This is a genomic window from Streptomyces sp. BoleA5 (assembly GCF_000373665.1).
Lineage (GTDB): Bacteria > Actinomycetota > Actinomycetes > Streptomycetales > Streptomycetaceae > Actinacidiphila.
Map to the genome: position 1 here is coordinate 36,640 of NZ_KB892107.1, position 25,383 is coordinate 62,022.

The 25,383-nt window shown below is 73.8% G+C and carries 26 protein-coding genes, 1 pseudogene and 1 riboswitch; of the genes and pseudogenes, 13 read left to right on the plus strand and 14 right to left on the minus strand.

Translation table 11 applies throughout. The features are described from left to right. Positions 1 to 14 precede the first annotated feature (14 nt). Genes B085_RS0121230 through B085_RS0121240 form a run of 3 tightly spaced genes read right to left on the minus strand, consistent with a single transcriptional unit; the run spans position 15 to position 2,570 of the window. Positions 15 to 998, minus strand: a complete 984-nt coding sequence (locus B085_RS0121230; protein ID WP_018560597.1) for a zinc-binding dehydrogenase — start codon at positions 996 to 998, stop codon at positions 15 to 17. Next, positions 904 to 1,725 carry a lysoplasmalogenase gene (locus B085_RS47260; protein WP_018560598.1) on the minus strand — a complete coding sequence of 274 codons (822 nt, stop codon included), beginning with the start codon at positions 1,723 to 1,725 and terminating at the stop codon, positions 904 to 906. Before B085_RS47260 ends, B085_RS0121230 begins: the two co-directional genes overlap by 95 nt. Then, positions 1,722 to 2,570: a sterol desaturase family protein gene (locus B085_RS0121240; RefSeq protein WP_018560599.1), complete on the minus strand. Its 849-nt coding sequence runs from the start codon at positions 2,568 to 2,570 to the stop codon at positions 1,722 to 1,724. Before B085_RS0121240 ends, B085_RS47260 begins: the two co-directional genes overlap by 4 nt. A 270-nt stretch (positions 2,571 to 2,840) precedes the next feature. Between B085_RS0121240 and B085_RS0121245 the strand changes: the two genes are divergently transcribed. From B085_RS0121245 to B085_RS0121265, 5 genes are all read left to right on the plus strand, one after another. Next, positions 2,841 to 3,827 (plus strand): DEDDh family exonuclease, encoded by a 987-nt coding sequence (locus B085_RS0121245; RefSeq protein ID WP_026251292.1) that lies wholly within the window; start codon positions 2,841 to 2,843, stop codon positions 3,825 to 3,827. 80 nt (positions 3,828 to 3,907) lie between these two features. Further along, positions 3,908 to 4,162, plus strand: a complete 255-nt coding sequence (locus B085_RS0121250) for a hypothetical protein (RefSeq protein WP_078620001.1) — start codon at positions 3,908 to 3,910, stop codon at positions 4,160 to 4,162. Between the two features lie 90 nt (positions 4,163 to 4,252). Next, a complete protein-coding gene (locus tag B085_RS0121255) occupies positions 4,253 to 5,083 on the plus strand; it encodes an SURF1 family protein (RefSeq protein ID WP_018560602.1) in 831 nt (276 codons plus the stop codon). Positions 5,084 to 5,142: 59 nt separating this feature from the next. Then, entirely contained in the window at positions 5,143 to 6,936 is a 1,794-nt protein-coding gene (locus B085_RS0121260; RefSeq protein ID WP_018560603.1) for a glycoside hydrolase family 15 protein, read from the plus strand. A gap of 4 nt (positions 6,937 to 6,940) precedes the next feature. Beyond that, positions 6,941 to 7,702, plus strand: a complete 762-nt coding sequence (locus B085_RS0121265) for an SDR family oxidoreductase (protein WP_018560604.1) — start codon at positions 6,941 to 6,943, stop codon at positions 7,700 to 7,702. A gap of 55 nt (positions 7,703 to 7,757) precedes the next feature. Here the strand turns inward: B085_RS0121265 and amaP are convergent, their stop codons facing one another. From amaP to B085_RS0121290, 5 genes are read right to left on the minus strand one after another with little or no spacing between them, the layout of a single operon-like run. Next, positions 7,758 to 8,327: an alkaline shock response membrane anchor protein AmaP gene (gene amaP / locus B085_RS0121270; protein WP_018560605.1), complete on the minus strand. Its 570-nt coding sequence runs from the start codon at positions 8,325 to 8,327 to the stop codon at positions 7,758 to 7,760. A gap of 6 nt (positions 8,328 to 8,333) precedes the next feature. Then, positions 8,334 to 8,918, minus strand: coding sequence for a DUF6286 domain-containing protein (locus B085_RS0121275; RefSeq protein WP_018560606.1), 585 nt, complete (start codon positions 8,916 to 8,918; stop codon positions 8,334 to 8,336). Beyond that, on the minus strand, positions 8,915 to 9,298 hold the full coding sequence (locus B085_RS0121280) for an Asp23/Gls24 family envelope stress response protein (protein ID WP_018560607.1): 384 nt from the start codon (positions 9,296 to 9,298) through the stop codon (positions 8,915 to 8,917). Before B085_RS0121280 ends, B085_RS0121275 begins: the two co-directional genes overlap by 4 nt. Positions 9,299 to 9,307: 9 nt before the next feature. Beyond that, entirely contained in the window at positions 9,308 to 9,490 is a 183-nt protein-coding gene (locus B085_RS0121285; protein WP_018560608.1) for a hypothetical protein, read from the minus strand. Between the two features lie 30 nt (positions 9,491 to 9,520). Further along, entirely contained in the window at positions 9,521 to 10,012 is a 492-nt protein-coding gene (locus B085_RS0121290; RefSeq protein WP_018560609.1) for an Asp23/Gls24 family envelope stress response protein, read from the minus strand. A 157-nt stretch (positions 10,013 to 10,169) separates the two neighbouring features. Here B085_RS0121290 and B085_RS0121295 point away from each other — a divergent pair, with 157 nt between their 5' ends. Next, complete coding sequence (locus B085_RS0121295; protein ID WP_018560610.1) at positions 10,170 to 10,898, plus strand: hypothetical protein; 729 nt, start codon at positions 10,170 to 10,172, stop codon at positions 10,896 to 10,898. A 29-nt stretch (positions 10,899 to 10,927) separates the two neighbouring features. Here B085_RS0121295 and B085_RS0121300 read toward each other — a convergent pair whose 3' ends face one another. From B085_RS0121300 to B085_RS0121310, 3 genes are all read right to left on the minus strand, one after another. Then, on the minus strand, positions 10,928 to 11,719 hold the full coding sequence (locus B085_RS0121300; protein WP_018560611.1) for an enoyl-CoA hydratase/isomerase family protein: 792 nt from the start codon (positions 11,717 to 11,719) through the stop codon (positions 10,928 to 10,930). Positions 11,720 to 11,852: 133 nt separating this feature from the next. Continuing rightward, on the minus strand, positions 11,853 to 12,074 hold the full coding sequence (locus B085_RS0121305; RefSeq protein ID WP_018560612.1) for a helix-turn-helix domain-containing protein: 222 nt from the start codon (positions 12,072 to 12,074) through the stop codon (positions 11,853 to 11,855). A 377-nt stretch (positions 12,075 to 12,451) separates the two neighbouring features. After that, on the minus strand, positions 12,452 to 14,050 hold the full coding sequence (locus tag B085_RS0121310) for an ABC-F family ATP-binding cassette domain-containing protein (RefSeq protein ID WP_018560613.1): 1,599 nt from the start codon (positions 14,048 to 14,050) through the stop codon (positions 12,452 to 12,454). A gap of 239 nt (positions 14,051 to 14,289) precedes the next feature. On the opposite strand from B085_RS0121310, the gene B085_RS0121315 reads away from it, so the two are divergent. Then, positions 14,290 to 15,192 (plus strand): neutral zinc metallopeptidase, encoded by a 903-nt coding sequence (locus B085_RS0121315; RefSeq protein WP_018560614.1) that lies wholly within the window; start codon positions 14,290 to 14,292, stop codon positions 15,190 to 15,192. A 101-nt stretch (positions 15,193 to 15,293) separates the two neighbouring features. Beyond that, positions 15,294 to 15,704, plus strand: coding sequence for a VOC family protein (locus tag B085_RS0121320; RefSeq protein WP_037732181.1), 411 nt, complete (start codon positions 15,294 to 15,296; stop codon positions 15,702 to 15,704). Between the two features lie 18 nt (positions 15,705 to 15,722). Here the strand turns inward: B085_RS0121320 and B085_RS0121325 are convergent, their stop codons facing one another. The 3 genes and pseudogenes from B085_RS0121325 to B085_RS0121335 all read right to left on the minus strand — a co-directional run. Next, a complete protein-coding gene (locus B085_RS0121325) occupies positions 15,723 to 17,105 on the minus strand; it encodes a hypothetical protein (RefSeq protein WP_199789228.1) in 1,383 nt (460 codons plus the stop codon). Positions 17,106 to 17,230: 125 nt separating this feature from the next. Next, positions 17,231 to 18,343: an alpha/beta hydrolase family protein gene (locus tag B085_RS0121330; RefSeq protein WP_018560617.1), complete on the minus strand. Its 1,113-nt coding sequence runs from the start codon at positions 18,341 to 18,343 to the stop codon at positions 17,231 to 17,233. 194 nt (positions 18,344 to 18,537) lie between these two features. Then, positions 18,538 to 19,188, minus strand: a pseudogene (locus tag B085_RS0121335) (class II aldolase/adducin family protein); the annotation flags it as partial. A 117-nt stretch (positions 19,189 to 19,305) separates the two neighbouring features. On the opposite strand from B085_RS0121335, the gene B085_RS0121340 reads away from it, so the two are divergent. From B085_RS0121340 to B085_RS0121360, 5 genes are all read left to right on the plus strand, one after another. Next, positions 19,306 to 20,697: an NAD(P)/FAD-dependent oxidoreductase gene (locus B085_RS0121340; RefSeq protein WP_018560619.1), complete on the plus strand. Its 1,392-nt coding sequence runs from the start codon at positions 19,306 to 19,308 to the stop codon at positions 20,695 to 20,697. 329 nt (positions 20,698 to 21,026) lie between these two features. Continuing rightward, positions 21,027 to 22,241, plus strand: a complete 1,215-nt coding sequence (locus B085_RS0121345; RefSeq protein WP_018560620.1) for an inorganic phosphate transporter — start codon at positions 21,027 to 21,029, stop codon at positions 22,239 to 22,241. Positions 22,242 to 22,279: 38 nt separating this feature from the next. After that, a complete protein-coding gene (locus B085_RS0121350) occupies positions 22,280 to 22,522 on the plus strand; it encodes a hypothetical protein (protein WP_018560621.1) in 243 nt (80 codons plus the stop codon). A 153-nt stretch (positions 22,523 to 22,675) separates the two neighbouring features. After that, positions 22,676 to 22,805, plus strand: a riboswitch (cobalamin riboswitch). Positions 22,806 to 22,858: 53 nt separating this feature from the next. Further along, complete coding sequence (locus tag B085_RS0121355; protein ID WP_018560622.1) at positions 22,859 to 23,845, plus strand: cobalamin biosynthesis protein; 987 nt, start codon at positions 22,859 to 22,861, stop codon at positions 23,843 to 23,845. Next, positions 23,842 to 25,353, plus strand: coding sequence for a cobyric acid synthase (locus B085_RS0121360; RefSeq protein ID WP_018560623.1), 1,512 nt, complete (start codon positions 23,842 to 23,844; stop codon positions 25,351 to 25,353). Before B085_RS0121355 ends, B085_RS0121360 begins: the two co-directional genes overlap by 4 nt. The last annotated feature ends 30 nt before the right edge of the window (positions 25,354 to 25,383 follow it).

Genomic DNA, 25,383 nt, shown 5'->3' on the forward strand with positions numbered 1-25,383 from the left:
CCGTCCGGACGGGGTCAGGCCTTGACGAGGACCTTCAGCGCGATGCGCTCGTCCATCGCCTTGTAGCCGCCCGGGACGCCGTCCAGGCCGACGGTGAGGTCGAAGACCGGGGAGGGGTCGATCGTCCCGTCGAGGATGTCCGGGAGCAGTTCGGGGATGTAGGTGCGCACCGGGGCGACGCCGCCGCGCAGGGAGACGTTGCGGTCGAACATGTCGCTCAGGTCGAGGCCGGTGGCGCTGCCGTGCGGGACGCCGACGTAGCCGACGGTACCGCCGTCGCGCGTGACGGCGACCGCGGTACGCATCGACTGCTCGGTGCCGACGGCCTCGATGACCGCGTGGGCGCCGTGGCCGCCGGTCAGTTCGCGGACGGCCTCGACGGCCGCCTCGCCGCGCTCGGCGACGACGTCGGTGGCACCGAAGGCACGGGCGATGGCGGTGCGGGCCTCGTGCCGGCCGAGGGCGATGATCCGCTCCGCGCCGAGCCGCCGCGCGGCGAGCACCCCGCACAGGCCGACCGCGCCGTCCCCCACGACCGCGACGGTGGCCCCGGGCCGCACACCGGCGCCGACGGCCGCGTGGTGGCCGGTGCCCAGCACGTCGGAGAGGGTGAGCAGACTCGCCAGCAGGCGGTCGTCGGACAGCGCCTCGGCGGGCAGCCGCACCAGGGTGGCGTCCGCGAACGGGACGCGTACGGCCTCGCCCTGGCCGCCGTCGGAGCCGACCTGGCCCCAGAAACCGCCGGCCGGACAGGAGGTCGTCAGGCCCTCCGCGCAGTAGTCGCACGTGCCGTCGGACCACACGAAGGGGGAGACGACCAGGTCGCCGGGCCTGAGCCCGGACACCTGGGAGCCGGTCTCCTCGACGACGCCGAGGAACTCGTGCCCGATGCGCTGTCCCGGCTCACGGGCCGACTCGCCGCGGTACGCCCACAGGTCGCTGCCGCAGATACAGGCCAGCACCACGCGCACCACCGCGTCGGTGGGCCGCCGCACCACCGGGTCCGGCACCTCCTCCACCCGGATGTCGTGGGGGGCGTGGATCACGGTGGCGCGCATACGAAGTCGTCCTCGGCGGTTGTTCGAACGGGGTCGTACCACCGTACCGGCCGGTGGAGAGCAGGAACTGCGCGGCGAGGTAGCCGAGCATGATCCAGAAGTCGGCCGCCGGGAGCTGCGGGAGGTCGGCGAGCCGGGTCGCGAGCAGGGTGTCGGAGAGCAGGAAGAGCGCCCCGCCCACCGCCGTCGCCCGCGGGCCGAGCGCCGCCGCGCCGGCCGCCATCGCCGTCAGCAGCAGGCTGTACGCGGCGACCGGCACGCGCAGCCCGGAGGGCAGACCCGGCCACACCACCACGAGCGCGGCGAGCCACACGACCGCGTAGCCGGCCGCCGTGCGGGCCGCGCGCCGCCGGTCGGCGAAGGCCCCGCCGGCGGTGAAAAGTGTGAGGTAGCAGACGTGCCCGGCCGCGAACGCGCCCATCCCGAGGAGGAAGGACGTGTCCCCGTCGAACTGCAGCAGCACGTCCCCCGCCCAGCCGCACAGCAGCGCGGCCACCAGCAGCCGGGGGCCGCCGCGCAGCACCGCGCAGGCCGCGAGCAGCGGCACCAGGACGGGCTTGGTGAGGTGGCCGGCCGTCGCGGACCCCGCGAGCTGCGCCGCCAGGTGGGCCGCGGCCACCACCGCGAAGGCCGCCGTCGCCGCGCGGGCGGCGCGCTCGCGCGTCACGCCGCGGGCTCCTCGCCCCGCGGCCGCCAGCCGGGACCGCGCAGGACGTGGCCCGCGCGGTCGCGCCAGGTGCGGGCCGCGGCGAGGTCACGGGCGATGGCGGCGTACTCGTGGGTGGCCACCCGCAGCGGGTTGAACGTGGTGATGTTCTTGGTGAGCCCGAACACCGGCCGCTCGCCCTCCGCGGCGAAGGAACCGAACAGCCGGTCCCAGACGATCAGGATGCCGCCGAAGTTGCGGTCCAGGTAGCCGCCCTGCGAGGCGTGGTGCACGCGGTGGTGCGAGGGGGTGTTGAGGACGAACTCGACCGGGCGGGGCATCCTGTCGATGCGCTCGGTGTGGATCCAGAACTGGTAGACCAGGCTGAGCGAGGAACAGAACGCCAGTGCCGCAGGGTGCACCCCGCAGGCGATCACCGGCAGGTAGAACACCCATGACGTCATGCCGGTCCAGGGCTGGCGCAGCGCGGTGGAGAGGTTGAACTTCCGGCTGGAGTGGTGCACCACGTGGCTCGCCCAGAGGATGCGGATCACATGGTGACCGCGGTGCTGCCAGTAGTAGAAGAAGTCCTGCGCGAGCAGCATCAGCGGGATCGTCCACCAGTCCACGGGCACCCGGAGCGGGGTGAACTCGTACACGGCGGTGTAGACCACGACGATCGGGATCTTCCAGAGGAAGTCGAAGAACAGGCTGCCGAGTCCCATCGACAGGCTCGTCGCGGTGTCCTTGGCGGCGTACCCGGCGGCGTCCTCGTCGGGATGGATCCGGTAGCTGATCAGCTCCACGACGGTGAGCAGCACGAACGCGGGTATGGACCACATCACGGCATCGGGCAGTTGCGGCATGCGCGCACCTTAAGGGCGCCTGGCGGCCACGGCCAGAGGTCGTTACCGATCGGTTCTACCCGGGGGTATCCGAGGAGGTCCGCCGGGGCGGCAGCCGCGGCGGTGCGCGAGCCCGACCGGAGCCGTACGGCGGGTGGTTGACCGGCCGGACCGAAGCGTCACACGCCCGCCGCGGCGCCCCCGGACGGACCGCCCACGGGGGCATCCGACGGTGCGCCAGGGGCGGGTGGCGGCGCGGACTGTCGGTGGCCGCCCGTATTGTGTTCCTCCATGCACGCGCCCCAGCTTCCGCAACCGTCGTGGCCAGAGGCCTACCCCGACGGATACGCCGTCGTGGACGTCGAGACCACGGGCCTCGGCCGCGACGACCGGATAGTGTCCGCGGCCGTCTACCGGCTGGACGCGCGCGGCGAGGTGCAGGACCACTGGTACACCCCCGTCAACCCGCAGCGGGACCCCGGCCCGGTGTGGATCCACGGCCTCACCTCGGACATGCTGGCGGACGCCCCGCTCTTCGGCGAGGTCGCCGCAGAGCTGGCGGGCCGGCTGTCGGGCCGGGTGTTCGTCGCCCACAACGCGGTCTTCGACTGGTCCATGCTGGCCCGGGAGTTCGCGCGGGCCGGCACCGTGGCGCCCGTGGAGCACCGGCTGTGCACCATCGTGCTCTCCAAGGCGCTGGCGCTGCCGCTGGCCAACCACAAGCTGGAGTCCCTGGCAGCGCACTTCGGCGTGGTCCAGCAGCGCGCCCACCACGCCCTGGACGACGCCCGCGTGCTGGCGGAGGTGTTCCGTCCCAGCCTGCGGCAGGCCGCGGCGGGCGGACTCCGGCTGCCGCTGCACGCCTGCCGTCCGCTGACGGAGTGGATCGACACGGCCGTGCCCGGGCAGTCGGCCTCCGCGGGCTACCGCAGCACCTACCGGCCGATGAGCTGGCGGCCCGCGCGGAGGCGGCCGCCCTGCCCCTACCCCAACCCGGGGCGGCTGGAGTCCGGGGGGCCACTGGTCCAGGGAATGCGGGTCGCCTTTTCGGGCGACACGAGCATCGACCGCGAACTGCTGGAGGACCGCGCCACCGAGGCGGGTCTGCACGTGTCGTCCTCGGTGAGCCGGCTGACCAGCCTCCTGGTGACGAACGACCCGGACTCGCTCACCACGAAGACCGTACGGGCCCGGCAGCTCGGCACCCCGGTGGTCGGCGAGCGCCGCTTCGCCGACCTGCTGGGCGACGTCGCCCCCGCGCCCGACGTGCACGGCTGACACCGCCGTTCGAGTGGTGCGCCCGCGACGCACCCGGTCACCGATTGCCGCGCCGGGGCCCGGACCGCACCCTGGGCCTCATGGCCCGATGCGAAGTATGCGGAAACGACTATGTGATGAGCTTCGAAGTGCACGCCCAGGGGGCCGTGCACGTCTTCGACAGCTTCGAGTGCGCCATCCACCGGATGGCCCCGATCTGCGAGCACTGCCGGGTACGGATCGTCGGCCACGGGGTCGAGGTCGACGGCCACTGGTACTGCGGCGGCCACTGCTCGAAGGCCGAGGGCCGCAGCGGCATCATCGACCGGGTCGGCTCGCTGCCCGGCAGCGGCTGACCCCCGGCGGGCGCTGATCCCGGCGGGTGCGCGGCGGCGCCGCCCGACCCCTCCGCGGAGCGCCCCGCGACCGAGTTGTACGGTCGTGGGGTGTACCGCTTCCTGTTGTCCCGGCAGTGGGTGATCCTCACCCTCATCGCACTGCTCCTGATGCCCGCCATGGTCGAGCTGGGCTTCTGGCAGATGCACCGCCACGAGCGCCGGGTGGCCAGCAACCACCTGATCGCGGACAACCTCGGGGCGAAGCCCGCCCCGGTGGAGTCGCTGACCGCCCCCGGCGCGGCCGTGCCGAAGCGGGAGGTCTACCGCACCGTCACCGCGACCGGGCGCTACGACACCGCCCACGAGGTCGTCGCCCGCCAGCGCACCGCCGCCGACGGCGACAGCATCGGCTACCACGTGATCACCCCGCTGGTCCTGGCCGACGGGCGGTCGGTGCTGGTCAACCGGGGCTGGATCCCTGCCGGTACCGATCTGACGAAGCTCCCGAAGGTCCCCGCGGCCCCGTCCGGCGACGTCACCGTCACCGGACGGCTGCGCCCGGACGAGACGACGGCGGCGACCGGCATCCGGAACAAGGGCGGGCTGCCCGACCGCATGATCATGCTGATCAACAGCGCCCTGGTGGCCGAGGACCTGCCCGCGGCGGAGCGGCCGGTCGGCGGTTACATCGAGCTGGAGACGACCTCCCCCAAGCCCTCCGGGCGGCAGCCCGAGCTGATCCCGGACCCCGACCACAGCAGCATCGGCATGCATATGGGGTACGCGATCCAGTGGTGGCTCTTCACCGCCATGGTGCCGGTCGGCTGGGTCATCCTCGTCCGCCGGGAGCGTCGGGAGCGGCTCGCCGCCCGCGACGCGGCGGCGCGGGAGGCGGGCGGTACGGCCGAGCCGGTCGCCGCTGCGGTCGCGTCGCCCTAGCGCCGGGGGCACCCTCGTAGAGCAGGGACCCTCGTAAGAGGGAGAGACGGAGGCCGACCGTGGCGGCACTGATCGAGGACTACGCGATCATCGGCGACCTGCAGACCGTCGCGCTGGTCTCCAAGAGCGGCTCCATCGACTGGCTCTGCCTGCCGCGCTTCGACTCCTCCGCCTGCTTCGCCGCGCTGCTGGGCGACGAGGACAACGGCAACTGGCGGATCGCCCCGGAAGCGGCCTGGCACGGGGAGCCCTGCACGCACCGCTCGTACCGCGACGGCACGCTGGTGCTGGAGAGCGTGTGGGAGACCCGCGACGGCACCGTCAAGGTGATCGACTTCATGCCGCAGCGCGATCGCGCGCCGGACGTCGTGCGCATCGTCGAGGGCGTAAGCGGGCGCGTGGCGATGGCCGGCGAGCTGCGGCTGCGCTTCGACTACGGGCGGGTCGTCCCGTGGATGCGCCGTACCGACGGCCACCGCGTCGCGATCGCGGGGCCGGACTCGGTGTGGCTGCGCTCCGTACCCCAGGTGCCCATGTACGGCAAGAACCTCGCGACCCACGCGGACTTCGCCGTCGCCGAGGGCGAGCGGATCGCCTTCGTCCTGACCTGGCACCCCTCCCACGAGAGCCGGCCACGCCTGATCGACCCCTTCCGGGCACTGGAGCAGAGCTGCGCGGACTGGGAGTCGTGGTCGGCCAAGTGCCGCTACGACGGTCCCTGGCGGGACGAGGTGCTGCGCTCGCTGATCACCCTCAAGGCGCTCACGTACGCGCCCAGCGGCGGCATCGTCGCGGCCGCCACCTCCTCGCTGCCGGAGGAGATCCGCGGGGTGCGGAACTGGGACTACCGCTTCTGCTGGCTCCGCGACGCGACGCTCACCCTGAACGTGCTGGTCGAGACCGGCTACCTCAAGGAGGCCTACCACTGGCGCGACTGGCTGCTGCGCGCCGTCGCCGGCGACCCGGCCGACCTCCAGATCATGTACGGGCTGGCGGGCGAGCGCCGGCTGCCCGAGGAGGAGCTGGACTGGCTGGCCGGGTACGAGGCGTCCCTGCCGGTGCGGACCGGCAACGCCGCCGCCAAGCAGCTCCAGCTCGACGTCTACGGCGAGGTCCTCGACTCGCTGTTCCTGGCCCGCGGCTTCGGGCTGCGCGACGAACCGCACGCCTGGGCGGTGCAGCGCACACTGATGGACTTCCTGGAGACCAAGTGGCGCGAGCCCGACGAGGGCCTGTGGGAGGTGCGCGGTGACCGGCAGCACTTCGTGCACTCCAAGGTGATGGCCTGGGCGGCCGCCGACCGGGCGGTGCGCACCCTGGAGGGCCTGCCGCACCTGTCCGGCGACGCGGACTCCTGGCGGGCGATGCGCAGCGAGGTGCACCGAGAGGTGTGCCGCAAGGGCTTCGACCGGGAGCGCAACACCTTCACGCAGTACTACGGCTCCAAGGAACTGGACGCGGCGACCCTGCTCATCCCGCAGGTGGGCTTCCTGCCCGTCACCGACAGCCGGGTGGTCGGCACGGTGGACGCGGTGCGCCGCGAACTGGACCACGGCGGCTTCGTCCGCCGCTACACCCTGGAGGACAGCAGCGTGGACGGGCTGCCCGGCGGTGAAGGCGCCTTCCTGGCCTGCTCGTTCTGGCTCGCCGACGCGCTGCACCGCATCGGCCGCACCGACGAGGCACGCGTCCTGTTCGAACGGCTGCTGGGCCTGCGCAACGACGTCGGTCTGCTGGCGGAGGAGTGGGACCCGGTCGAGCGGCGCCAACTGGGCAACTTCCCTCAGGCGTTCAGCCACATCGGACTCGTCAACACCGCGCTCACGCTCTCCGGCCGCGATCGGGCACGATAAGGCCATGGATCTCGGGCTGCGGGACAGGGTGTACGTCGTCACGGGCGCGACCCGCGGGCTGGGCTTCGCCGCCGCGCGGGAACTGGTGGCCGACGGCGCACGGGTGGTCGTCGGCGGCCGCCGCAAGGAGTCGGTCGCCGCCGCCGTCGCGGCGCTGGGCGGCGCCGAGCGGGCCACCGGCGTCGTCGCCGACAACGCCGAACCGCAGGCTCCGGAGCGGCTGATCGCCGCCGCCCGCCGGGCGTACGGCAGGCTCGACGGCCTCCTCGCCAGCGTGGGCGGCCCGCCGGCGGGCGGCACCGACGTCATCGGCGACGACCAGTGGCGGGACGCGTTCGAGTCCGTCTTCCTCGGGGCCGTACGACTGTCCCGGGCGGCCGCCGACGAACTCGGCGAGGGCGGCGTCATCGGCTTCGTGCTCTCCGGCTCGGTGCACGAACCGATCCCCGGGCTCGTGGTCTCCAACGGCCTGCGGCCGGGCCTGGCGGGCTACGCCAAGAGCCTGGCCGACGAGCTGGGGCCGCGCGGCATCCGCGTGGTGGGGCTGCTGCCCTCCCGGATCGACACCGACCGCGTCCGTGAGCTCGACGCCCTCACCGGCGACGCGGAGGCCGCCCGCGCCCGCCTCAGCGAGCGCATCCCGCTGCGCCGCTACGGCACCCCGGAGGAGTTCGGCCGCGCCGCCGCCTTCCTGATGTCACCCGCGGCGTCCTATCTGACGGGGATCATGCTTCCGGTGGACGGCGGGGCGCGCCGCGGCTTCTAGATCCTCCCATCCCCCCTCGGGACCCGGTCGCCGAGGAGGTCCGGCCCCGGCGCGGTCAGCTGACGCGGGCCGCGCGGTGGCTGACGGCGCGCAGCCGGGCCTCGGCGGGGAGCAGGGGCAGGCCGGTGCTGACACGGGCGCGGTCCAGGACCGCGGAGTCGAGTTCGGCGAGGACGTCGCCGGGGACGGCGTTCGGCGACAGGGCGAGCTGCAGCCGGGCACGGGGCGCGGTGGGCGTGCCCATGATCGCGGTGGTGGCGTGGTCGACGCCGTGCAGTTGCTCGGCGTCGGCGGCGATGATCTCCTCCAGGGCGCGGCCGCGCAGCAGCGCCGTGCCGTCGTCGTCGGCGTCCACCGCGAGCCGGCGCAGCCTGCGGTCGCGCACCTGGGCGAGCAGCCACCACAGGGCGCACAGCACGACCAGGGTCAGCACGCCGGTCACGACGGGCCACCACCAGGAGGTGTCCTCGTAACGGGTCCGGTCGCCCGCACTGAGCAGCACGTCGTCCCGGCCGGTGTACGGGTGGTGCAGCAGACCCGTCGCGGAGCACAGCACGACGGCGCCGGCCAGCACCAGGACCAGCCCGGTGAGCACGAGGACGACGCGATTGACGGTGGCGCGCACCGCGCCTCACCCCTCTCCCATACGGCGGACGTGCAGCGCGAGGCCCAGCGGCCGGGCCAGGCCCAGCTGTTCCATGGCCTCGGCCAGGGCGGCGGCGAGATCGGCGCGGACCGCCTCCGTCTCCCGGAAGGCGACCACGGCGCGCACCGTGGCGGTGCGGCGGGTGACGGTGACGCGCGCCGATCGCACCCCGGAGACCTCCACCGCGCGGTCGCGCAGGGTGAGTTCGGCGGCGTGGCGGTCGAGCCCGGCCCGTACGGGGGCCGTTCCCTCGCGCATGGCGAGCACGTCGCGGAGCCCGGGGGTGACGGCGAGGACGAGCAGCCACAGCCCGAGCACGACCGCCACGCAGGCCACGGCGAGGATCCACGGGTCGTCCAGCGGGCGGGTGGCCAGTTGGTCCGCGAGGTCGCGGCGCCAGGCCATCCCGGGCCGGCCGGCACGTACCGCGGCGATGTCGTAGAGCAGCAGTCCGGCCACGACGGCCAGCAGGGCGGCGGTGATCGCGGCGGGGAGGCGGCGCGGGGACCAGAAGCGCCGCGGGCGGGAACGGGGGCGCGACGGGAGGGGCGACGGGCCGAGTCCGCTCACCGGACCCTCGCCTCCTCCACGATGTGGCCGGCCCGCGAGTGCAGGCGTTCGACCTCGACGGTCACCCCGAGGACCGTGAAACCGGTCGTCTCCTCGACGCGGGAGGCGACATGGCGGCGCACCGACCGGCACACCCCGGCGATGTCCACCGGGTAGCCGAGTTCGACGGAGAGCCTGACGTACACCTGCTCGCGGACGGCGGAGACGCTCGCCTGGGGACGCGCGCCGCGCGGCACGTACTCCCGGCCGGGGGCGTCGGCGAGGGCCTCGCGGGCCGCCTGGGAGGCGATCTTCGCCAGCACGCGGTCGGCGAGGCGGAGCGAGCCGCGCTCTGTGGGGACGAGGGGCTGGACGGGGGAGTTCGGCGCCGTGGCCGTCATCTGCAGGGCTCACCGCCTCCGGTCACGACTGCGGAAGAACTCCCCGGGCTCCAGGTCGCCGTCGAGGAACCGGCCGACCACGAACCCCACGGCGCCGAGTGCCGCCACCAGCAGGAAGGCCGCGAACCCGCCGAAGTACCCGGCGAATCCGAGCGCCATCCCGACGATCAAGCCGAGCACGGCCATGCTCATCGTCCGCTCCCGTTTCCCTCCCGGGGCCCGTCACTGGACCCGCTGCTCCTGGTCGTCGTCGTCCGTGTCGTCGGGGAGCTTGACGTCGCCCACCGCGATGTTGACCTCGATGACCTCGAGCCCGGTCATCCGCTCCACGGCCGCGATGACGTTCTCGCGCACCCCGTGGGCGACCGCCACGATCGAGACCCCGTAGTCCACCACGATGTCCAGGTCGAGCGCCGCCTGCACCTCGCCCACCTCGGCCCGCACCCCCCGGGTCACCGACCTGCCGCCGGGCACCCGGTCGCGGACCGCGCCGAAGCCGCGCGAGACACCGGAGCCGAGGGCGTGCACGCCCTCCACGTCGCGGGCCGCGAGCCCGGCGATCTTCTCGACCACGCCGTCCGCGATGGTGGTCCGCCCGCGCGTCGCGGGATCGCCCAGGGGCGCCCGCCGACCTGCCGTGCCGTTGCCGGCCGGGCTGGTCCCCTTCTCCAGGGTCCGGCCCCGCTCCTCCGGCTGCTGAGCGGTCTCGGTCATCGCACCTCGTCCCTTCGGGTTTCCGACGGCGGGAGCGGTACGGGCTGCTCCGTGCACCACACTATGTGGGCATGCCCCGTCGCGCCGTGAGGATGCAGCGATCAGGGCCACGATGGCGGCGCGCGCGGACGCGCGCGCCGGAGGGAGGCGACGGCCGATGACCGCGGACCGGCTGGCTCGAGCGGTGCGCCGGCAACTCGGGCTGGGCCGGGTGCTCCCGCTCGGCGGGCCCGGGGACACGGTGTGGGTCACCGAGCGGGCGGCGGCCGGCGTACTGCGCGCGGCGGCCGGCGCGGTGCCCGGGATCCGCCTGGGCGCGCTGCGTATCGGCACGGCGGACGGGCCCGGCGGAGCGGATGGGCCGGATGGTCCGGGCGGCTCGGACGGCTCGGGCGGCGAGCCGGGTGACGCGGCCGGGCTGCTGCCGGAGTCGGCGCCGTCCGGGGCGCTGCCCAGGCGGCCGCTGCGCGTGGAGGCGGGCTTCGAGGCCACCCCGGAACGCCCGTTGCCCGACTCGGCCGGACGGCTGCGCGACGCGCTGTGGCGTGCGGCCACCGAGGACGTGGGTCTGGAGACGGAGGCGGTCGACCTGACCGTCACCGGACTGCTGGAGGAGGGCGGCGCCCGGGTGGCGCTCACCACCGAGCCCGTCGACCCGCCGGAGGGCGGACGGACCACCACCACCGCGGGCCGCGCCGCGGCGGCGGTGCCCGGGGTAGCCGGGCTGACCTCCCGGCTCGGCGGACAGCGCCATCCGTTCCGGGTGCAGATCGCCGTGGACGCCGGCCACCGCGCCCTGGACGTCGGACGGGCCGTGGCCATGGCGGTGACGGCCGTGACGCAGGACGTCACGACCGTCGTGGTCACCGACATCGCCGGGCACTGAGGCCATGGACCAGGGGCCCGGCGCCGCCGCTACTCCCCCACGCCCGCCAGGTCCCGCAGCCGGCGGCCCTGCGCGGCGCGCTCGGCCACGCGCTGCTCCTCGTACGTACGGCCCGGGGCCTCGCGCAGCAGGGCCTTCGTCTCGATCACCGCGTCGCGCGGCGCGGCCAGCAGAGCGCCCGCCAGGTCCTTGACAGTGGCGTCCAGTTCGGCCGCCGGGACGGCGACGTTGGCCAGGCCGACGGCGCAGGCCTCCTCCGCGTCGACGAAGCGGCCCGTGGCGCAGATCTCCAGCGCCCGGGCGTAGCCGACCAGTTCGGTCAGCGGCTTGGTGCCGGCGAGGTCGGGGACCAGGCCCAGGCTGGTCTCGCGCATGGCGAACTGCACGTCGTCGGCGACGACGCGCAGGTCGCAGGCGAGGGCCAACTGGAAGCCCGCCCCGATGGCGTGCCCCTGCACGGCGGCGATGGTGACGACGTCGTTCCGCCGCCACCAGGTGAACGCCGCCTGGTACTCGGCGATCGTCGCGTCGAGTTCGCCCTCGGGAGCCCGCGCGAGATCGACGAACGACGGCTCGCCGTCGAATCCCTCGGGCGTGAAGGCCTGCCGGTCCAGCCCCGCGGAGAAGGAAACGCCCTCCGCGCGGAGCACGACGACCCGAACGCTGCCCGGGAGCAGCCGGCTGGCCTCGACCAGCGCCCGCCACAGGGCGGGCGACTGGGCGTTGCGCTTGACCGCGTTGCACAGCGTGACGGTGGCGACGGAATCCTCCGTCACGAGTCGGACGCCGTCGCGTTCCAGCAGCACAGTGGGGTCGGACATCGGGCACCTCCTGGCGATCCGCAGTCTGGATTACCGAAGAGTAACCACCCGGTCGGCCGTCCCCGCGACCGGGTGGTCCCGCCACGCCACCGGGCCGCCACGCAGGGTGCCCGGCCGTGTGTCAGGCCGTGTGTCAGGCCGTGGAAACCTTCTTGCCCCGTGTCGCTCCGCCGCGACCGCGCAGGGTCACGCCGGACTCACTGAGCATCCGGTGGACGAAGCCGTACGAGCGGCCGGTCTCCTCGGCCAGCGCCCGGATGCTTGCTCCACCGTCGTACTTCTTCTTGAGGTCTGCCGCGAGCTTCTCGCGCGCGGCGCCGGTCACCCGGCTGCCCTTCTTCAGAGTCTCGGCCACCCGTGCCTCCTCTAGGGAAGTGCGCTCTGTGACTCTCATGATCACCCCTAGGAGACTTCCTGGCCACCCATTCGGCAAGGTCCGTGCGACAACATTTGGCGCCCGGTTGACGCGAACACCCGGCGCCGGACGGGTGGAATCCGGCATTCCGCACAGCCTTCCCCGGCTCCCTCCGGAGCGCGGCGGAGAAAGGGCAGGTCACCTGGGCCGGTAAGGAGTTTCCCCATGTGACGCGGCTGATCCATCCGTACGTCCGGTATTTCGCACGTTCCCGCGCCGGAGTACGAGCCGGTCTCACACAGATGAAGGATCACCCGTCGGCCGAATGATCCAGTGGAGTGATCCACACGGATGATCGGCCGCGGGCCCCGGAAGGATCAGGCGAGCGCGACGAGGTCGGCGTAGTCCTGGCCCCACAGGTCCTCGACGCCGTCGGGCAGCAGGATGATCCGCTCGGGCTGCAGCGCCTCCACCGCGCCCTCGTCGTGGGTGACGAGGACGACAGCGCCCGAGAAGGTGCGCAGCGCGCCGAGGATCTCCTCGCGGCTGGCCGGGTCGAGGTTGTTGGTGGGCTCGTCGAGCAGCAGCACATTGGCGCTGGAGACGACCAGGGTGGCCAGCGCGAGCCGGGTCTTCTCACCGCCGGAGAGCACGCCGGCGGGCTTGTCGACGTCGTCGCCGGAGAAGAGGAACGAGCCGAGGATCTTGCGGATGGCGACCAGGTCCATGTCCGGCGCCGCCGAGCGCATGTTCTCCAGGACCGTCCGGTCGGCGTCGAGGGTCTCGTGCTCCTGGGCGTAGTAGCCGAGCTTGAGGCCGTGGCCCGGGACGACCTCGCCGGTGTCCGGCTGCTCCACCCCCGCCAGCAGCCGCAGCAGGGTGGTCTTGCCGGCGCCGTTGAGGCCCAGGATGACGACCCGGGAGCCCCTGTCGATGGCCAGGTCGACGTCGGTGAAGATCTCCAGCGAGCCGTACGACTTCGACAGCCCCTCGGCCGTCAGCGGGGTCTTGCCGCAGGGCGCGGGGTCCGGGAAGCGCAGCTTGGCGACCTTGTCGGACTGCCGCACCGCCTCCAGCCCGGACAGCAGCTTGTCGGCGCGGCGGGCCATGTTCTGGGCGGCGACGGTCTTGGTGGCCTTGGCGCGCATCTTGTCGGCCTGGGCGTTGAGGGTCGCGGCCTTCTTCTCGGCGTTGGCGCGCTCGCGCTTGCGGCGCTTCTCGTCGGCCTCGCGCTGGGTGAGGTACTGCTTCCAGCCCATGTTGTAGACGTCGATCTGGGAGCGGTTGGCGTCCAGGTAGAAGACCTTGTTGACGACCGTCTCGACCAGGTTGATGTCGTGGGAGATGACGATGAAGCCGCCGCGGTAGGTCTTGAGGAAGTCCCGCAGCCACACAATGGAGTCGGCGTCGAGGTGGTTGGTCGGCTCGTCCAGCAGCAGGGTGTCGGCGTCCGAGAAGAGGATGCGCGCCAGCTCGACGCGGCGGCGCTGACCACCGGAGAGGGTGTACAGCGGCTGGGCGAGCACGCGGTCCGGCAGGCCCAGGGCGGCGGCGATGGTGGCGGCCTCGGCCTCGGCGGCGTAACCGCCCTTGGTGAGGAACTCGGTCTCCAGGCGGGCGTACTTCTTCATCGCGTTGTCGCGGGTGGCGCCCTTGCCGTTGGCCATCCGGTCCTCGTTCTCGCGCATCTTGCGCAGGACGGTGTCCAGGCCGCGGGCGGACAGGATGCGGTCGCGGGCCAGGACGTCGAGGTCGCCGGTACGCGGGTCCTGGGGCAGATAACCGACCTCACCGGAGCGCGTCACGGTGCCGGCGGCGGGCAGGCCCTCGCCCGCGAGCACCTTGGTCAGGGTGGTCTTGCCGGCGCCGTTGCGGCCGACCAGGCCGACGCGGTCGCCGCGGGCGATGCGGAAGGAGGCGGACTCGATGAGGACGCGGGCTCCGGCGCGCAGCTCGACGCCGGTGGCAGTAATCACGGGAAGAAGCTCCTGGGAGTGTCGGACGGCAGTCGGGCGTGGATTCGCGATGGTCGCGGTCGGACGCCGTCTAATGCGTGAGGATCACTGCCATGCCTCCAGTCTACCGGGGGCGGCACGGGTGCCCGGCAAGCGGTTTTCGGGCGGGGCCGGGGCGGGTCCGCCCGGCCGGTCACGACGGCGGCTTCGACGGCGGCCGCGACGGGCCGGGCGGGACGAAACAGCCGATAATCGGAGGTATGCAGTTCGACGACGACGCATCGCTCGACACCTCCCAGGTGGAGGACCGGCGAAGCGGCGGACGACTCGGCGGCAGGCCGCGGGGCAAGATGGTGGGTGGTGGTCTCGCCGGGCTGATCGTCGTGGTGATCGGGCTGATCTTCGGCATCAGCCCCGACCAGCTGGGGCTCTCCTCCGATCCGCCGGGCCGGGCCCCGGGCACCACGTCGGGCTCGGACCTCGCAGCCGGCTGCCGCACCGGTGCGGACGCCAACGCCCGCCAGGAGTGCCGCATGGTCGCGGTGATCAACAACGTGCAGGCGTACTGGGCGTCGGAGTTCCGCAAGCGCGGCATGACCTACGAGCCCGCTCCCACCGTCTTCTTCGACCAGCCCCTCCGCACCGGGTGCGGGGTCGCGGACCCCGCGTCGGGGCCCTTCTACTGCCCCGTGGACCGCAAGGTCTATCTGGACCTGGACTTCTTCTCGACCCTGAGCAGCCGCTTCGGCGCGGAGGGCGGCCCGTTCGCCGAGAGCTACGTCGTCGCCCACGAGTACGGGCACCACGTGCAGGACCTCGTGGGGACGCTGGGCAAGGCGCAGGACCGGCTCACCGGTCCGAGCAGCAACTCGGTGCGCGTGGAGCTGCAGGCCGACTGCTACGCGGGCGTGTGGGCGCACAACGCCACACGCACCCTGGACGAGGACACGGGCAGCCCGATGATCAGCGCGCTCGACGAGGAGGACATCCGCCGGGGGCTGGACGCGGCCGCGGCGGTCGGCGACGACGCGATCCAGTCCCGGACGCAGGGCAGGGTGACCCCGGAGTCCTGGACCCACGGCTCGTCGGCGCAGCGCCAGCAGTGGTTCACGACCGGGCTGGACACCGGTGACCCCGGCCACTGCGACACCTTCCAGCGCTGACCGGGTGGAATGTCCGCGCGCAGGGCCATTGTCGGACCCCCCTGCCAGACTGGGATCCACGTCACACAGGACGTCAGGTCCGGAAGGGGAGAGTGATCGTCATGGCCGCCGAGGCAACCGCGCCCACCGTCTGTCCGACGCTGCGCTACAAGGACGCGAAGGCCGCCGTCGCCTTCATCAAGGAGGCCTTCGGCTTCACCGAGGTCGCGGTGTACGAGGACGAGAACGGCGTGGTGGAGCACGCGGAACTGGCGTACGGCAACGGCGTGGTGATGCTCGGCAGCGAGCGGTCGGGCACCGCGTTCAGCCGGATCGCCTCGGACCTGGGCGCCGCATCGGTGTACGTGGCCGTGCAGGACACCGACGCCCACCACGAGCGCGCCGTCGCCGCCGGGGCGGAGGTCGTGCTGCCGCTCACCGACCAGGACTACGGGTCGCGGGACTACACGGCCCGCGACCCGGAGGGCAACCTCTGGTCCTTCGGCACCTATGTGCCGCGGATACCGGAGTAGCCCTGGGGCGGCTACCCGTCACTCTCCCCCGGTGTGCACCTGGAAGGCGGCCCGGCGGATCATCTTGGACAGGGCGGGGTCGGGGTGCGCGGCGGCGAGGGCGACCAGCACCTGGACGGTGCGGGGGTGCCCGGCGTGACGCAGCTCCTCCAGCAGGCGGGTGACCGAGCCCTGGACGGCCGTCTCGAGATGGCTCACCAGCAGGTGGCTCTCGCCGTGGTCGGCCACGGCCGCGGCGGTGTCCACCCAGAGCCAGGTGGACTCCTCACGGGTGAGCAGCGCGGCGACGTCCTCCGGGTCCGCTCCCTCGTGCTCGGCGAGCCAGAGCAGCGCGTAGGGCCGCAGACCGGCCTCGTCGACCACATGGCGGACGGACGGCTCCGCGGGGCCGCCGACGACGCGCAGCGCCTCGAAGGCCAGGGCGCGCAGCAGGGCGTCGTCGCCGCGCGCCACGTCCAGGAACTCGCCCACCGCCTGGGCCACCGGGCGGGCCGCAAGCCAGGCCTTGTACTCGTCGCGGGCGGCGCCGGGCGCCATCCCGATGCACGCCTTGAGCATCTCCTCGGCGGAGTGCTCGAAGTGCCCGGCGGGGCCCTGCGCGGCGACGCAGATCTGCTCCAGCTTCACCCACACCGCCCAGCTGCCGAGCGCGGTGATGGTGACCTCGCCGGGGCGGGCCGGGTCGCGGGGCCTGAGGGCGCCGACACGGGCGAGCGCGTCCAGCGTCCAGTCCAGCAGCGCGGGCAGTTCGTCGCGGCCGCCGTCGGCCGGGGGCTCGTGGCGCTCCGCGCGTAGTTCGGCCACACGCTGCCGCAACAGGTCCAGCAGCACGGCCACGGCGACCGGACCGGAGGAGAGGTGGAGCAGGGAGAGCAGTTGCGGCGCGGCCTCCACGACCTCGGCGACGAGCGAGGGGTCGGCGTCGGCGCACTCCGGATCGAGCGCCGCCGGGTGCGCCAGCGACCACGCGTCGAAGAGCGCGACCCAGCCGCGCAGCACGGCGGTGTCGTCGCGGTCCCAGGCGCGCAGGCGCCAGCCGGGTCGGGCGGCACCTCCTTTGTGCAGCTCGATCAGGCCGGTCAGCCGGGCCCGGTCCCAGGCGGTGCGTACCTGCCGCTCCGTCAGGCCCAGCGAGGCGACGGCCCGCAGCACGTCGGGGTCCCGCAGTATCCCGGCGGTCCCGGGGGCGGCGGCGCCGGTCTCCGCGTCGGCCCAGCGGGCCAGCCTTACGGCGTCCGAGAGTTCGGTGCGCGCCCTGCGGGCGAGCTCGGGCAACGCCGGGATTCCCTCCGGCGGCCGCGGCGGGCGGCTTCGCCGTGTGGTGCCGGCACGGCGCGCGGTGGCGAGTGGCCTGCGCGGGACAAGACGCAGCGGAGTGTCTCGCGGAATACGGGACGTCACGGGAGCAGTCTTGCGGGTGAGCACCCGGAAACCCAAACGAGCGTCCCCGTACCGTGATTGACGCTGCCCGAATTAACCGGAGAGATGTGCTTTTGTGCGGACATTAAGACCACGTAGGGAGGGGCTCAGAGGAGGGGCGTGAGGAAGCGCCGGAGGGCCTCCTCGTATGTTGAGGGGTTGGCGTTCCACATGGCCGCGTGCGACGCGCCGCTGACGGCGTGCAGCGTGACCAGGTCCGGACGCTGCCGGGCGAGTTGGCGGGACGGCCCCCACGGGGCGAGTGTGTCGTCGGGCCCGTGGAAGACGAGCGCCGGGACGTCCAGCCGCTCCGGGTGGGCGGCCTCGGCGATCCGCTCCGCGTGCAGGCCGGTGCGGCCCTCGGTGGCGCGCACGCCCAGCGGCAGCAGCGCCCGCGGCGCGCCCCGGGCGGCAGCAGCGGCGCGGACCGTGTCCTGCCAGTCGAGCACCGGGGAGTCCAGGACCATCCCGGACACCAGGGCCCGCAGCGGGGAGTGGCTGGTCGCCCGGAGCGCCATCGTCGCGCCGGTGGACCAGCCGTGCAGCACCAGCCGGCGCGCGCCGTGCCGGACCGCGTAGCGCATGGCCGCGTCGAGGTCGCGCCATTCGGAGTCGCCGAGGTGGCCGATGCCGTCCCAGGAGGGGGGCGCGCCGGCGTCGTTGCGGTAGGAGAACGCCAGGACGGGCAGCCGCAGTTTGGCCAGGAACGCCATGAGGTTCATGCCGAGTTCGCGGGAGGTGCCGAGGCCGTGTGCGAGCACGACCCAGGTGTCGCGGGCGCCGGGCACGAACCAGGCCGGCAGCAGGCCGAGTTCGGCGGGGATCTCGGCGTCCCGGTACTCCAGGCCGAGGGCCGAGCCAGGGGTGCCTGTGTGCACCTGCGGGGTGAGTCGCAGCGTGTCGCCCGGCGCGACGCCGCCGCGGTTGATCCGCACCAGGCGACGCGTCACGGAGTCCGGGGCCGTCGACAGCACCTCGCCGACCGTGACGTGCACCCCTGCGGCGATCAGGCCGTGCACTCCGCGCCGTACAGTGCCCAGGGTCCGGGTGAGGGTGATGTCCTGCCCGGTCACGGCGTGGACGGTGAGCGGGTCCGGGTCGACGCCGCTCGCGCTCGGCCTCAGGGCAAGCTCGGAGACGTGCCGCCCGGCCGCCACCGCGGCCGCACCGGCACCGAACGCTGTCGTGGCGGCGAGGGCCGCCGCCGTGGTGAGGCGCATCGCTTCCAGTCTCCGCGCGCTCACCCGGGGCGGCCAGTGGGCGGAGCCGTCCGGGCTCAGCCGCGCTCGTCCTCGTGGGCCTCGCGGGGGCGGGGGACGTCGGCGCGGCCGGGCGCTCGCTCCCCGTGGACCTCGGGGCCGTCGTGGACCCCGTACCCCTCGTCCCCCGCGTGCTCCTCTTCCGCCTCGTCCCCGGGCTGGCCGTACTGGCGCAGCCGCTCGGCGACGCGGGCGAGTTCACGCTTGGAGAGCAGCGAGGGCGAGAACCCGGCCACCGAGCGGGCGGCGAGCCACACCTGGCACATCCACTCCAGTTGGGCGGTGCGGTCGTAGGCCTGCTCGAGGTCGTCGCCGTAGACGATGGTGCCGTGGTTGCGCAGCAGGCAGCCCGTGCGGTCCCGGAGCGCGCGCAGGACGTTGGCGGCCAGTTCCTCGCTGCCGTAGGTCGCGTAGTCGGCGACGCGTATCCGGCCGCCCAGGGCCGCCGCCATGTAGTGGATGGCGGGCAGTTCGTAGAGGAGCGTGGAGACGGCCGTGGCGTGCACGGCGTGGGTGTGGACGACGGCGCCCGCGTCGGTGTGCCGGTAGATCGCCAGGTGCATCGCCAGCTCGCTCGTCGGCCGCAGCGCGCCGAGCACCTGCTTGCCGTCCAGGTCGACCCCGACCGTGTCCTCCGGGGCGAGGCGGTGGTAGGGCACCCCGCTGGGGGTGACGAGCACCAGGTCGTCGCCCACCCGCACCGACACGTTGCCGGACGTGCCGACCACGAGACCGTCGTCGACGGAGCGGCGGGCCGTGTCCACCAGGTCCGTCCAGGCCCGCGCCACCGTGTTCCGCACCGACATCCGTGCCACCTCCGAGCGCTGATCCTGACAGGTTGGCCGTTGCCGCCCGCTCTCGGGGCACAGTAACGTCCCGGCACACCTTCCGGACCGAGCACGCATACGAATTGCAGGGGCACCATGACCACCGTCAACGGCGGCATCTCCTTCTGGTACGCGAAGTCAGGCCTCCCGGTACCGCGTGAACCGCTGCCCGGGGACTCCACCGCGGACGTGTGCATCGTCGGGGGCGGCTACACCGGGCTGTGGACCGCCTACTACCTGAAGAAGGCCGTGCCCTTCCTGCGGATCGTCGTCCTGGAGCAGCGCTTCTGCGGCTACGGCGCCTCCGGCCGCAACGGCGGCTGGCTGTACAACGGGATCGCCGGCCGCGACCGCTACGCCGCGCTGCACGGCCGGGAGGCCGCGGTCGCGCTGCAGCGCGCGATGAACGGGACCGTGGACGAGGTGATCCGGGTCGCCGCCGAGGAGGGCATCGACGCGGACGTCCACAAGGGCGGGGTGCTGGAGGTCGCCCACTCCCCCGCGCAACTGGCCCGGCTCAGGGCCTTCCACGAGACGGAGGTCGCCTTCGGCGAGAAGGACCGCCTGCTGCTGGGCGCGGCCGAGTCCGCCGCGCGGATCCGGGTCGCCGGGACGGCCGGCGGCACCTGGACACCGCACGGGGCGCGTATCCACCCGGTGAAGCTGGTGCAGGGACTGGCCCGCACGGTGGAGGCGCTCGGGGTCGTCGTCCACGAGTCGACCCCGGTGACGGAGATCCGGCCGAAGCACGCGGTCACGCCGTTCGGAACCGTGCGCGCCCCCTACGTGCTGCGCTGCACGGAGGGCTTCACCGCCTCGCTCAAGGGCCAGAAGCGGGCGTGGCTGCCGATGAACTCATCGATGGTCGTGACGGAGCCGCTGCCGCGGGAGGTCTGGGACACCATCGGCTGGGAGGGCCGGGAGGCCCTCGGCGACATGGCGCACGCGTACATGTACGCGCAGCGCACCGCCGACGACCGGATCGCCATCGGCGGCCGCGGGGTGCCGTACCGCTTCGGTTCGCGCACGGACAACGACGGCCGCACCCAGGCGGCGACGGTGGAGGCGCTCCGCGAGATCCTCGTGCGCTTCTTCCCGGCGACGGGGCGGGTGGGGATCGACCACGCCTGGTCCGGGGTGCTCGGCGTGCCGCGCGACTGGTGCGCGACCGTCGAGCTGGACCGCTCCACCGGCCTGGGCTGGGCGGGCGGCTACGTCGGCAGCGGTGTCGCCACGGCGAACCTCGCGGCGCGGACGCTGCGGGACCTCGTGCAGATGGACTCCGGCCAGGCGCACGGAACCGAGCTGACGGCCCTGCCGTGGGTGCACCACCGCGTGCGCCGCTGGGAGCCCGAGCCCTTCCGGTGGATCGGGGTGCACGGGCTGTACGCGGCCTACCGCGGCGCCGACCGGCGCGAGCAGGCCGGACGCAGCGTGGAGACCGACCGGGTGGCCCGCATCGCGGACCGCATCTCGGGCCGCCACTAGCCAGAGGAGATTCGGCCGGTACGTGCGGGGCCGGCGCTTGCGCCCGCAGGGCGCGAGACGAACGCGCACGGACCACCGCCGGCACGCCCCCGGTTCGTGCCGCGAGACGGCGGCGGAGCGGGCCGTCGCCGCGTGACCAGGATCTCTTCCTGACCTCCGGAAAGGGGTGGTCGAAGCACGCGAAAGGCCGGATTCCGGGCCGCGGCCGGGGCCGGGCCACACCCCCCGCACGCACCGGCACCGCCGCGCCTCCCCTCGTTCACCTTCCGTTCATCCAGACTCCGTACGGTCGCCACCGCCACTGTCCGATCGAACGAATGCCTGGGTCAATGGAACACATCACGCTCCTGATCGGAATCGTGATCATTACCGCACTCGTGTTCGACTTCACGAACGGTTTCCACGACACCGCCAATGCGATGGCGACCACCATCTCCACTGGCGCACTCAAGCCCAAGACGGCGGTGGCCATGTCCGCCGTGCTCAACCTCGTCGGCGCCTTCCTCTCCGTCGAGGTGGCGAAGACGATCTCCGGCGGGATCCTCGACGAGAGCGCGGGCATCAAGCCCGAGGTGATCTTCGCGGGACTCGTCGGCGCGATCGTCTGGAACCTGCTGACCTGGCTGGCGGGACTCCCCTCCAGCTCCTCCCACGCCCTCTTCGGCGGCCTCATCGGCGCCTCCGTCGCCTCGGCCGGATTCAGCTCGGTCAACGGTGACGCGGTCGTCATGAAGGTCCTGATCCCGGCCGTCTGCGCCCCGGTGGTCGCCGGGGTCGGCGCGATGCTGGCGACCCGGCTGACCTACCGCATCGGCCGCAACGCCGATCCGGCCGCCACCGCCAAGGGCTACCGGGCCGGGCAGATCGCCTCGGCCGGCCTCGTCTCCCTCGCCCACGGCACCAACGACGCACAGAAGACCATGGGTGTCATCACCCTCGCCCTGATCGCCGGCAACGTCGTCGCGCCCGACTCCGACCCGCCGCTGTGGGTCATCGTCTCGGCGGGCATGGCGATCGCGCTCGGCACCTTCATCGGTGGCTGGCGGATCATCCGCACCATGGGCAAGGGCATCACCGACATCCAGCCGCCGCAGGGCTTCGCCGCCCAGACCGGCGCCGCGACCGTCATCCTGGCCTCCTCGCACCTCGGCTTCTCGCTCTCCACCACGCAGGTCTGCTCCGGCTCCGTCATGGGCGCCGGCGTCGGCCGCAAGGGCGGTGTCGTCCGCTGGAGCACCGCGGGCCGGATGTTCGCCGCGTGGGGGCTCACCCTCCCTGCCGCGGGCCTGGTCGCGGCGGGCGCCGCGCTCCTCGCCGACCAGGGCGACTGGGGTGTCACGACGGTCGCCGTCCTGGCGCTCGCCGCGTGCACCGCGATCTGGATCGCCTCCCGCCGCAAGCCCGTCGACCACACCAACGTCAACGAGGGCCACGACGCCGAGGAGCCGGGCGTCATCACCACGGCCATCGCCGCCGTCATCCCGCCGCCCGCGGGGCTGACCACGACCGCCGCCGGCACCGACCCCGCCAAGGCCTCCGCCTGACGGCGGCAGCCGCACCGGCCCCGGAAGGAACCAGCACCATGCACATCGACTGGGCTGCCCTCGGCTCCGTCTTCGGCGTCAGCCTCGCCGTGACCGTCGGACTCGTCGGCCTGTTCACCCTCGGCATCGTCGGCCTGTCCAGGCAGGGCACCGCCGGCGGCGGCGAGGCGGGCACCTCCGCCGCGGGTGGCACCACCGCCCTGGCCCGCACCGGCGCGTACCTGTGCTTCGCGCTGTGCGCGGCGGCGGTGGCGTACGGGATCTACCTGATCGTCGCCTGACCCGCACGTCCCCGCGCACCGCGGTGTGAAGTTGACCTCAGCTCCCGGCCTTCCGGCCGTGAGCTGGGGTTTCTTCTTGTCCACAGGCTGTCGCGATGAGTTGACGGGCCGGAGCGGGGCGTGGTGGTATCGGAACCGCCAAACGGCGGCAGGAGAGGAAGTCCGGTGCGAATCCGGCGCGGTCCCGCCACTGTCACCGGGGAGCGGACCCCCGCCCATGGCCACGGCCCCGACTCGGGGCTGGAAGGCCGGGGGTGCCGCCGATCCGGGAGCCAGGAGACTCTCGTCGCCGGTCACGTCGAACCAGGGCGCGGACCCTGAGTGAGGACTCCTGTGATGCGCGGCTCCGGCCGTTCACCCGGCACCGGCGTCGCGGCGCCGTGCGCGTTCGCCACCGGCGCCGCCCTCGGCTGGCTCGCCGACCTGGCCCTCGCCGACCCGCGCCGCGGTCACCCCGTCGCGGTGTTCGGCCGCGCCGCCGCCCGCCTGGAGCGGGCGCTGTGGCGCGACCACCGCGGTCGCGGCGCCCTCCACACGGCCCTGTGCGCGGGCGGCGCCGTGGCGGCCGCGGCCGGGCTCCAGCGTGCCGTGCGCCGTTCCGGAGCGGCGTCCGTCGCCCTGACGGCGGCGGCGACCTGGGCCGTGCTCGGCGGGACATCCCTGGTACACGAGGCACGGATCGTCGGTGCCGCCCTGTCCACCGGTGACATGGAGGCGGCGCGCGAGCGGCTGCCCCATCTGTGCGGCCGCGACCCGCAGGCGCTGGACGAGGCGCAACTGGCCCGGGCGGTGGTGGAGTCCGTCGCGGAGAACACCTCGGACGCCGTCGTGGGGGCCCTGGTGTGGGGTGCGCTGGGCGGCGTACCGGGGCTCGTGGGCTTCCGGGCGGTCAACACCCTGGACGCGATGGTGGGTCACAAGTCGCCGCGGCACCGGCGGTTCGGCTGGGCCGCGGCCCGGCTGGACGACGTCGCCGGCTACCCCGGCGCCCGGCTGACCGCCGCGCTCGCGGTGCTGGCCGGCCCCGACCCCCGGGGGGCGTGGCGGGCCTGGCGCACGGACGGCCCCCGGCATCCCAGCCCGAACGCGGGGCCGGTGGAGGCCTCGTTCGCCGGGGCGTTGGGCGTGCGCCTCGGGGGGACGCTTGCCTATGACGGGCGGGTGGAGCACCGGCCCGTGCTGGGGGCGGGGAACCGGCCGGTGGAGGTACGGGACATCGAACGGGCGGCGCGGTTGTCGCGGCGGGTCGGCGCGCTGGCGCTGGTGGTCGCGGTGGGCGGGCGCCTGGCGTGGGGCGCGGTCGCCCGGGGGAGGGACTCATGAGGGGCGGGGGCCTGCTGGTCGCGGGGACCACGTCGGACGCCGGCAAGAGCGTCGTCACGGCGGGGATCTGCCGGTGGCTGACGCGGCAGGGCGTGTCCGTGGCGCCGTTCAAGGCGCAGAACATGTCGCTGAACTCGTACGTGACCCGCGAGGGCGCCGAGATCGGCCGCGCCCAGGCGATGCAGGCCCAGGCCGCGCGCGTGGAGCCGTCGGCCCTGATGAACCCGGTGCTGCTCAAGCCCGGCGGGGACCGCACGAGCCAGGTCGTCCTGATGGGGCGCCCGGTGGGCGAGATGAGTGCGCGCGGCTACCACAACGGGAGCCGCGCGGAGCTGCTGGAGACCGTCACCGGCTGCCTGGAGGAGCTGCGCGGGCGGTACGACGCGGTGATCTGCGAGGGCGCCGGCAGCCCGGCCGAGATCAACCTGCGGCGGGGCGACATCGTCAACATGGGCCTGGCGCGGGCCGCCCGGCTCCCGGTGGTCGTGGTCGGCGACATCGACCGGGGAGGGGTCTTCGCCTCGTTCTTCGGGACGACGGCGCTGCTCGCCCCGGAGGACCAGGAACTGGTCTGCGGATACCTGGTCAACAAGTTCCGCGGCGACGTGTCCCTGCTGGAGCCGGGTCTTGAGATGCTGCGCGGGCTGACCGGACGCCGCTTCTACGGGGTGCTGCCGTTCCGGCACGGCCTCGGCATCGACGAGGAGGACGGGCTGCGGATGTCGCTGCGCGGCAGCGTCCGGGAGTCGGACACGGCGCCGCCGCACGGCGAGGACGTCCTGCGGGTCGCCGTCGCGGCGGTCCCGCTGATGTCGAACTTCACCGACGTGGACGCGCTCGCCGCCGAGCCCGGTGTCCTCGTCCGCTTCGTGGACCGGCCGGAGGAGCTCGCCGACGCCGACCTCGTGGTGCTGCCCGGCACCCGCGGCACGGTCAAGGCCCTGGAGTGGCTGCGGCGGCGGGGCCTGGCCGACGCGGTCGTCCGCCGGGCCGCCGAGGGGCGTCCGGTGCTGGGGATCTGCGGCGGCTTCCAGATGCTCGCCGAGACGATCGAGGACGACGTCGAGTCGCGGGCCGGTACGGTCCCCGGGCTCGGGCTGCTGCCGGCGTGCGTCCGCTTCGCCGTGGAGAAGACCCTGGCCAGGCCTTCGGGGAAGGCGTACGGCGAACCGGTCGAGGGGTACGAGATCCACCACGGCGTGGCCGACGTCCGCGGCGGCGACGAGCCCTTCCTGGACGGCTGCCGCAGCGGCGCGGTCTGGGGCACCCACTGGCACGGCTCCCTGGAGAGCGACGGCTTCCGCCGCGCCTTCCTGCGCCGCGTCGCGCAGGCCGCGGGGCGGCGCTTCGTCCCGGCCCCAGGCACCGCCTTCGGCGCGCTCCGCGAGGAGCAGCTGGACCGGCTGGGCGACCTGATCGAGGAGCACGCCGACACCGGCGCACTGCTCCGCCTGATCGAGCAGGGCCCCCCTGCGGGGCTGCCCTTCGTCCCCCCGGGGGCGCCGTGAGCGGCCCGTCGCGGCCCCGGAGCCGGGCCG

What these genes read in the sequence shown, in the direction of transcription:
- B085_RS0121240 (WP_018560599.1), bottom strand. Translation starts at nt 2,570, where the DNA reads ATGCCGCAACTGCCCGATGCCGTGATGTGGTCCATACCCGCGTTCGTG.
- B085_RS0121245 (WP_026251292.1), top strand. Translation starts at nt 2,841, where the DNA reads ATGCACGCGCCCCAGCTTCCGCAACCGTCGTGGCCAGAGGCCTACCCC.
- B085_RS0121250 (WP_078620001.1), top strand. Translation starts at nt 3,908, where the DNA reads ATGGCCCGATGCGAAGTATGCGGAAACGACTATGTGATGAGCTTCGAA.
- B085_RS0121265 (WP_018560604.1), top strand. Translation starts at nt 6,941, where the DNA reads ATGGATCTCGGGCTGCGGGACAGGGTGTACGTCGTCACGGGCGCGACC.
- B085_RS0121280 (WP_018560607.1), bottom strand. Translation starts at nt 9,298, where the DNA reads ATGACGGCCACGGCGCCGAACTCCCCCGTCCAGCCCCTCGTCCCCACA.
- B085_RS0121285 (WP_018560608.1), bottom strand. Translation starts at nt 9,490, where the DNA reads ATGAGCATGGCCGTGCTCGGCTTGATCGTCGGGATGGCGCTCGGATTC.
- B085_RS0121290 (WP_018560609.1), bottom strand. Translation starts at nt 10,012, where the DNA reads ATGACCGAGACCGCTCAGCAGCCGGAGGAGCGGGGCCGGACCCTGGAG.
- B085_RS0121295 (WP_018560610.1), top strand. Translation starts at nt 10,170, where the DNA reads ATGACCGCGGACCGGCTGGCTCGAGCGGTGCGCCGGCAACTCGGGCTG.
- B085_RS0121300 (WP_018560611.1), bottom strand. Translation starts at nt 11,719, where the DNA reads ATGTCCGACCCCACTGTGCTGCTGGAACGCGACGGCGTCCGACTCGTG.
- B085_RS0121315 (WP_018560614.1), top strand. Translation starts at nt 14,290, where the DNA reads ATGCAGTTCGACGACGACGCATCGCTCGACACCTCCCAGGTGGAGGAC.
- B085_RS0121320 (WP_037732181.1), top strand. Translation starts at nt 15,294, where the DNA reads ATGGCCGCCGAGGCAACCGCGCCCACCGTCTGTCCGACGCTGCGCTAC.
- B085_RS0121330 (WP_018560617.1), bottom strand. Translation starts at nt 18,343, where the DNA reads ATGCGCCTCACCACGGCGGCGGCCCTCGCCGCCACGACAGCGTTCGGT.
- B085_RS0121340 (WP_018560619.1), top strand. Translation starts at nt 19,306, where the DNA reads ATGACCACCGTCAACGGCGGCATCTCCTTCTGGTACGCGAAGTCAGGC.
- B085_RS0121345 (WP_018560620.1), top strand. Translation starts at nt 21,027, where the DNA reads ATGGAACACATCACGCTCCTGATCGGAATCGTGATCATTACCGCACTC.
- B085_RS0121350 (WP_018560621.1), top strand. Translation starts at nt 22,280, where the DNA reads ATGCACATCGACTGGGCTGCCCTCGGCTCCGTCTTCGGCGTCAGCCTC.
- B085_RS0121355 (WP_018560622.1), top strand. Translation starts at nt 22,859, where the DNA reads ATGCGCGGCTCCGGCCGTTCACCCGGCACCGGCGTCGCGGCGCCGTGC.
- B085_RS0121360 (WP_018560623.1), top strand. Translation starts at nt 23,842, where the DNA reads ATGAGGGGCGGGGGCCTGCTGGTCGCGGGGACCACGTCGGACGCCGGC.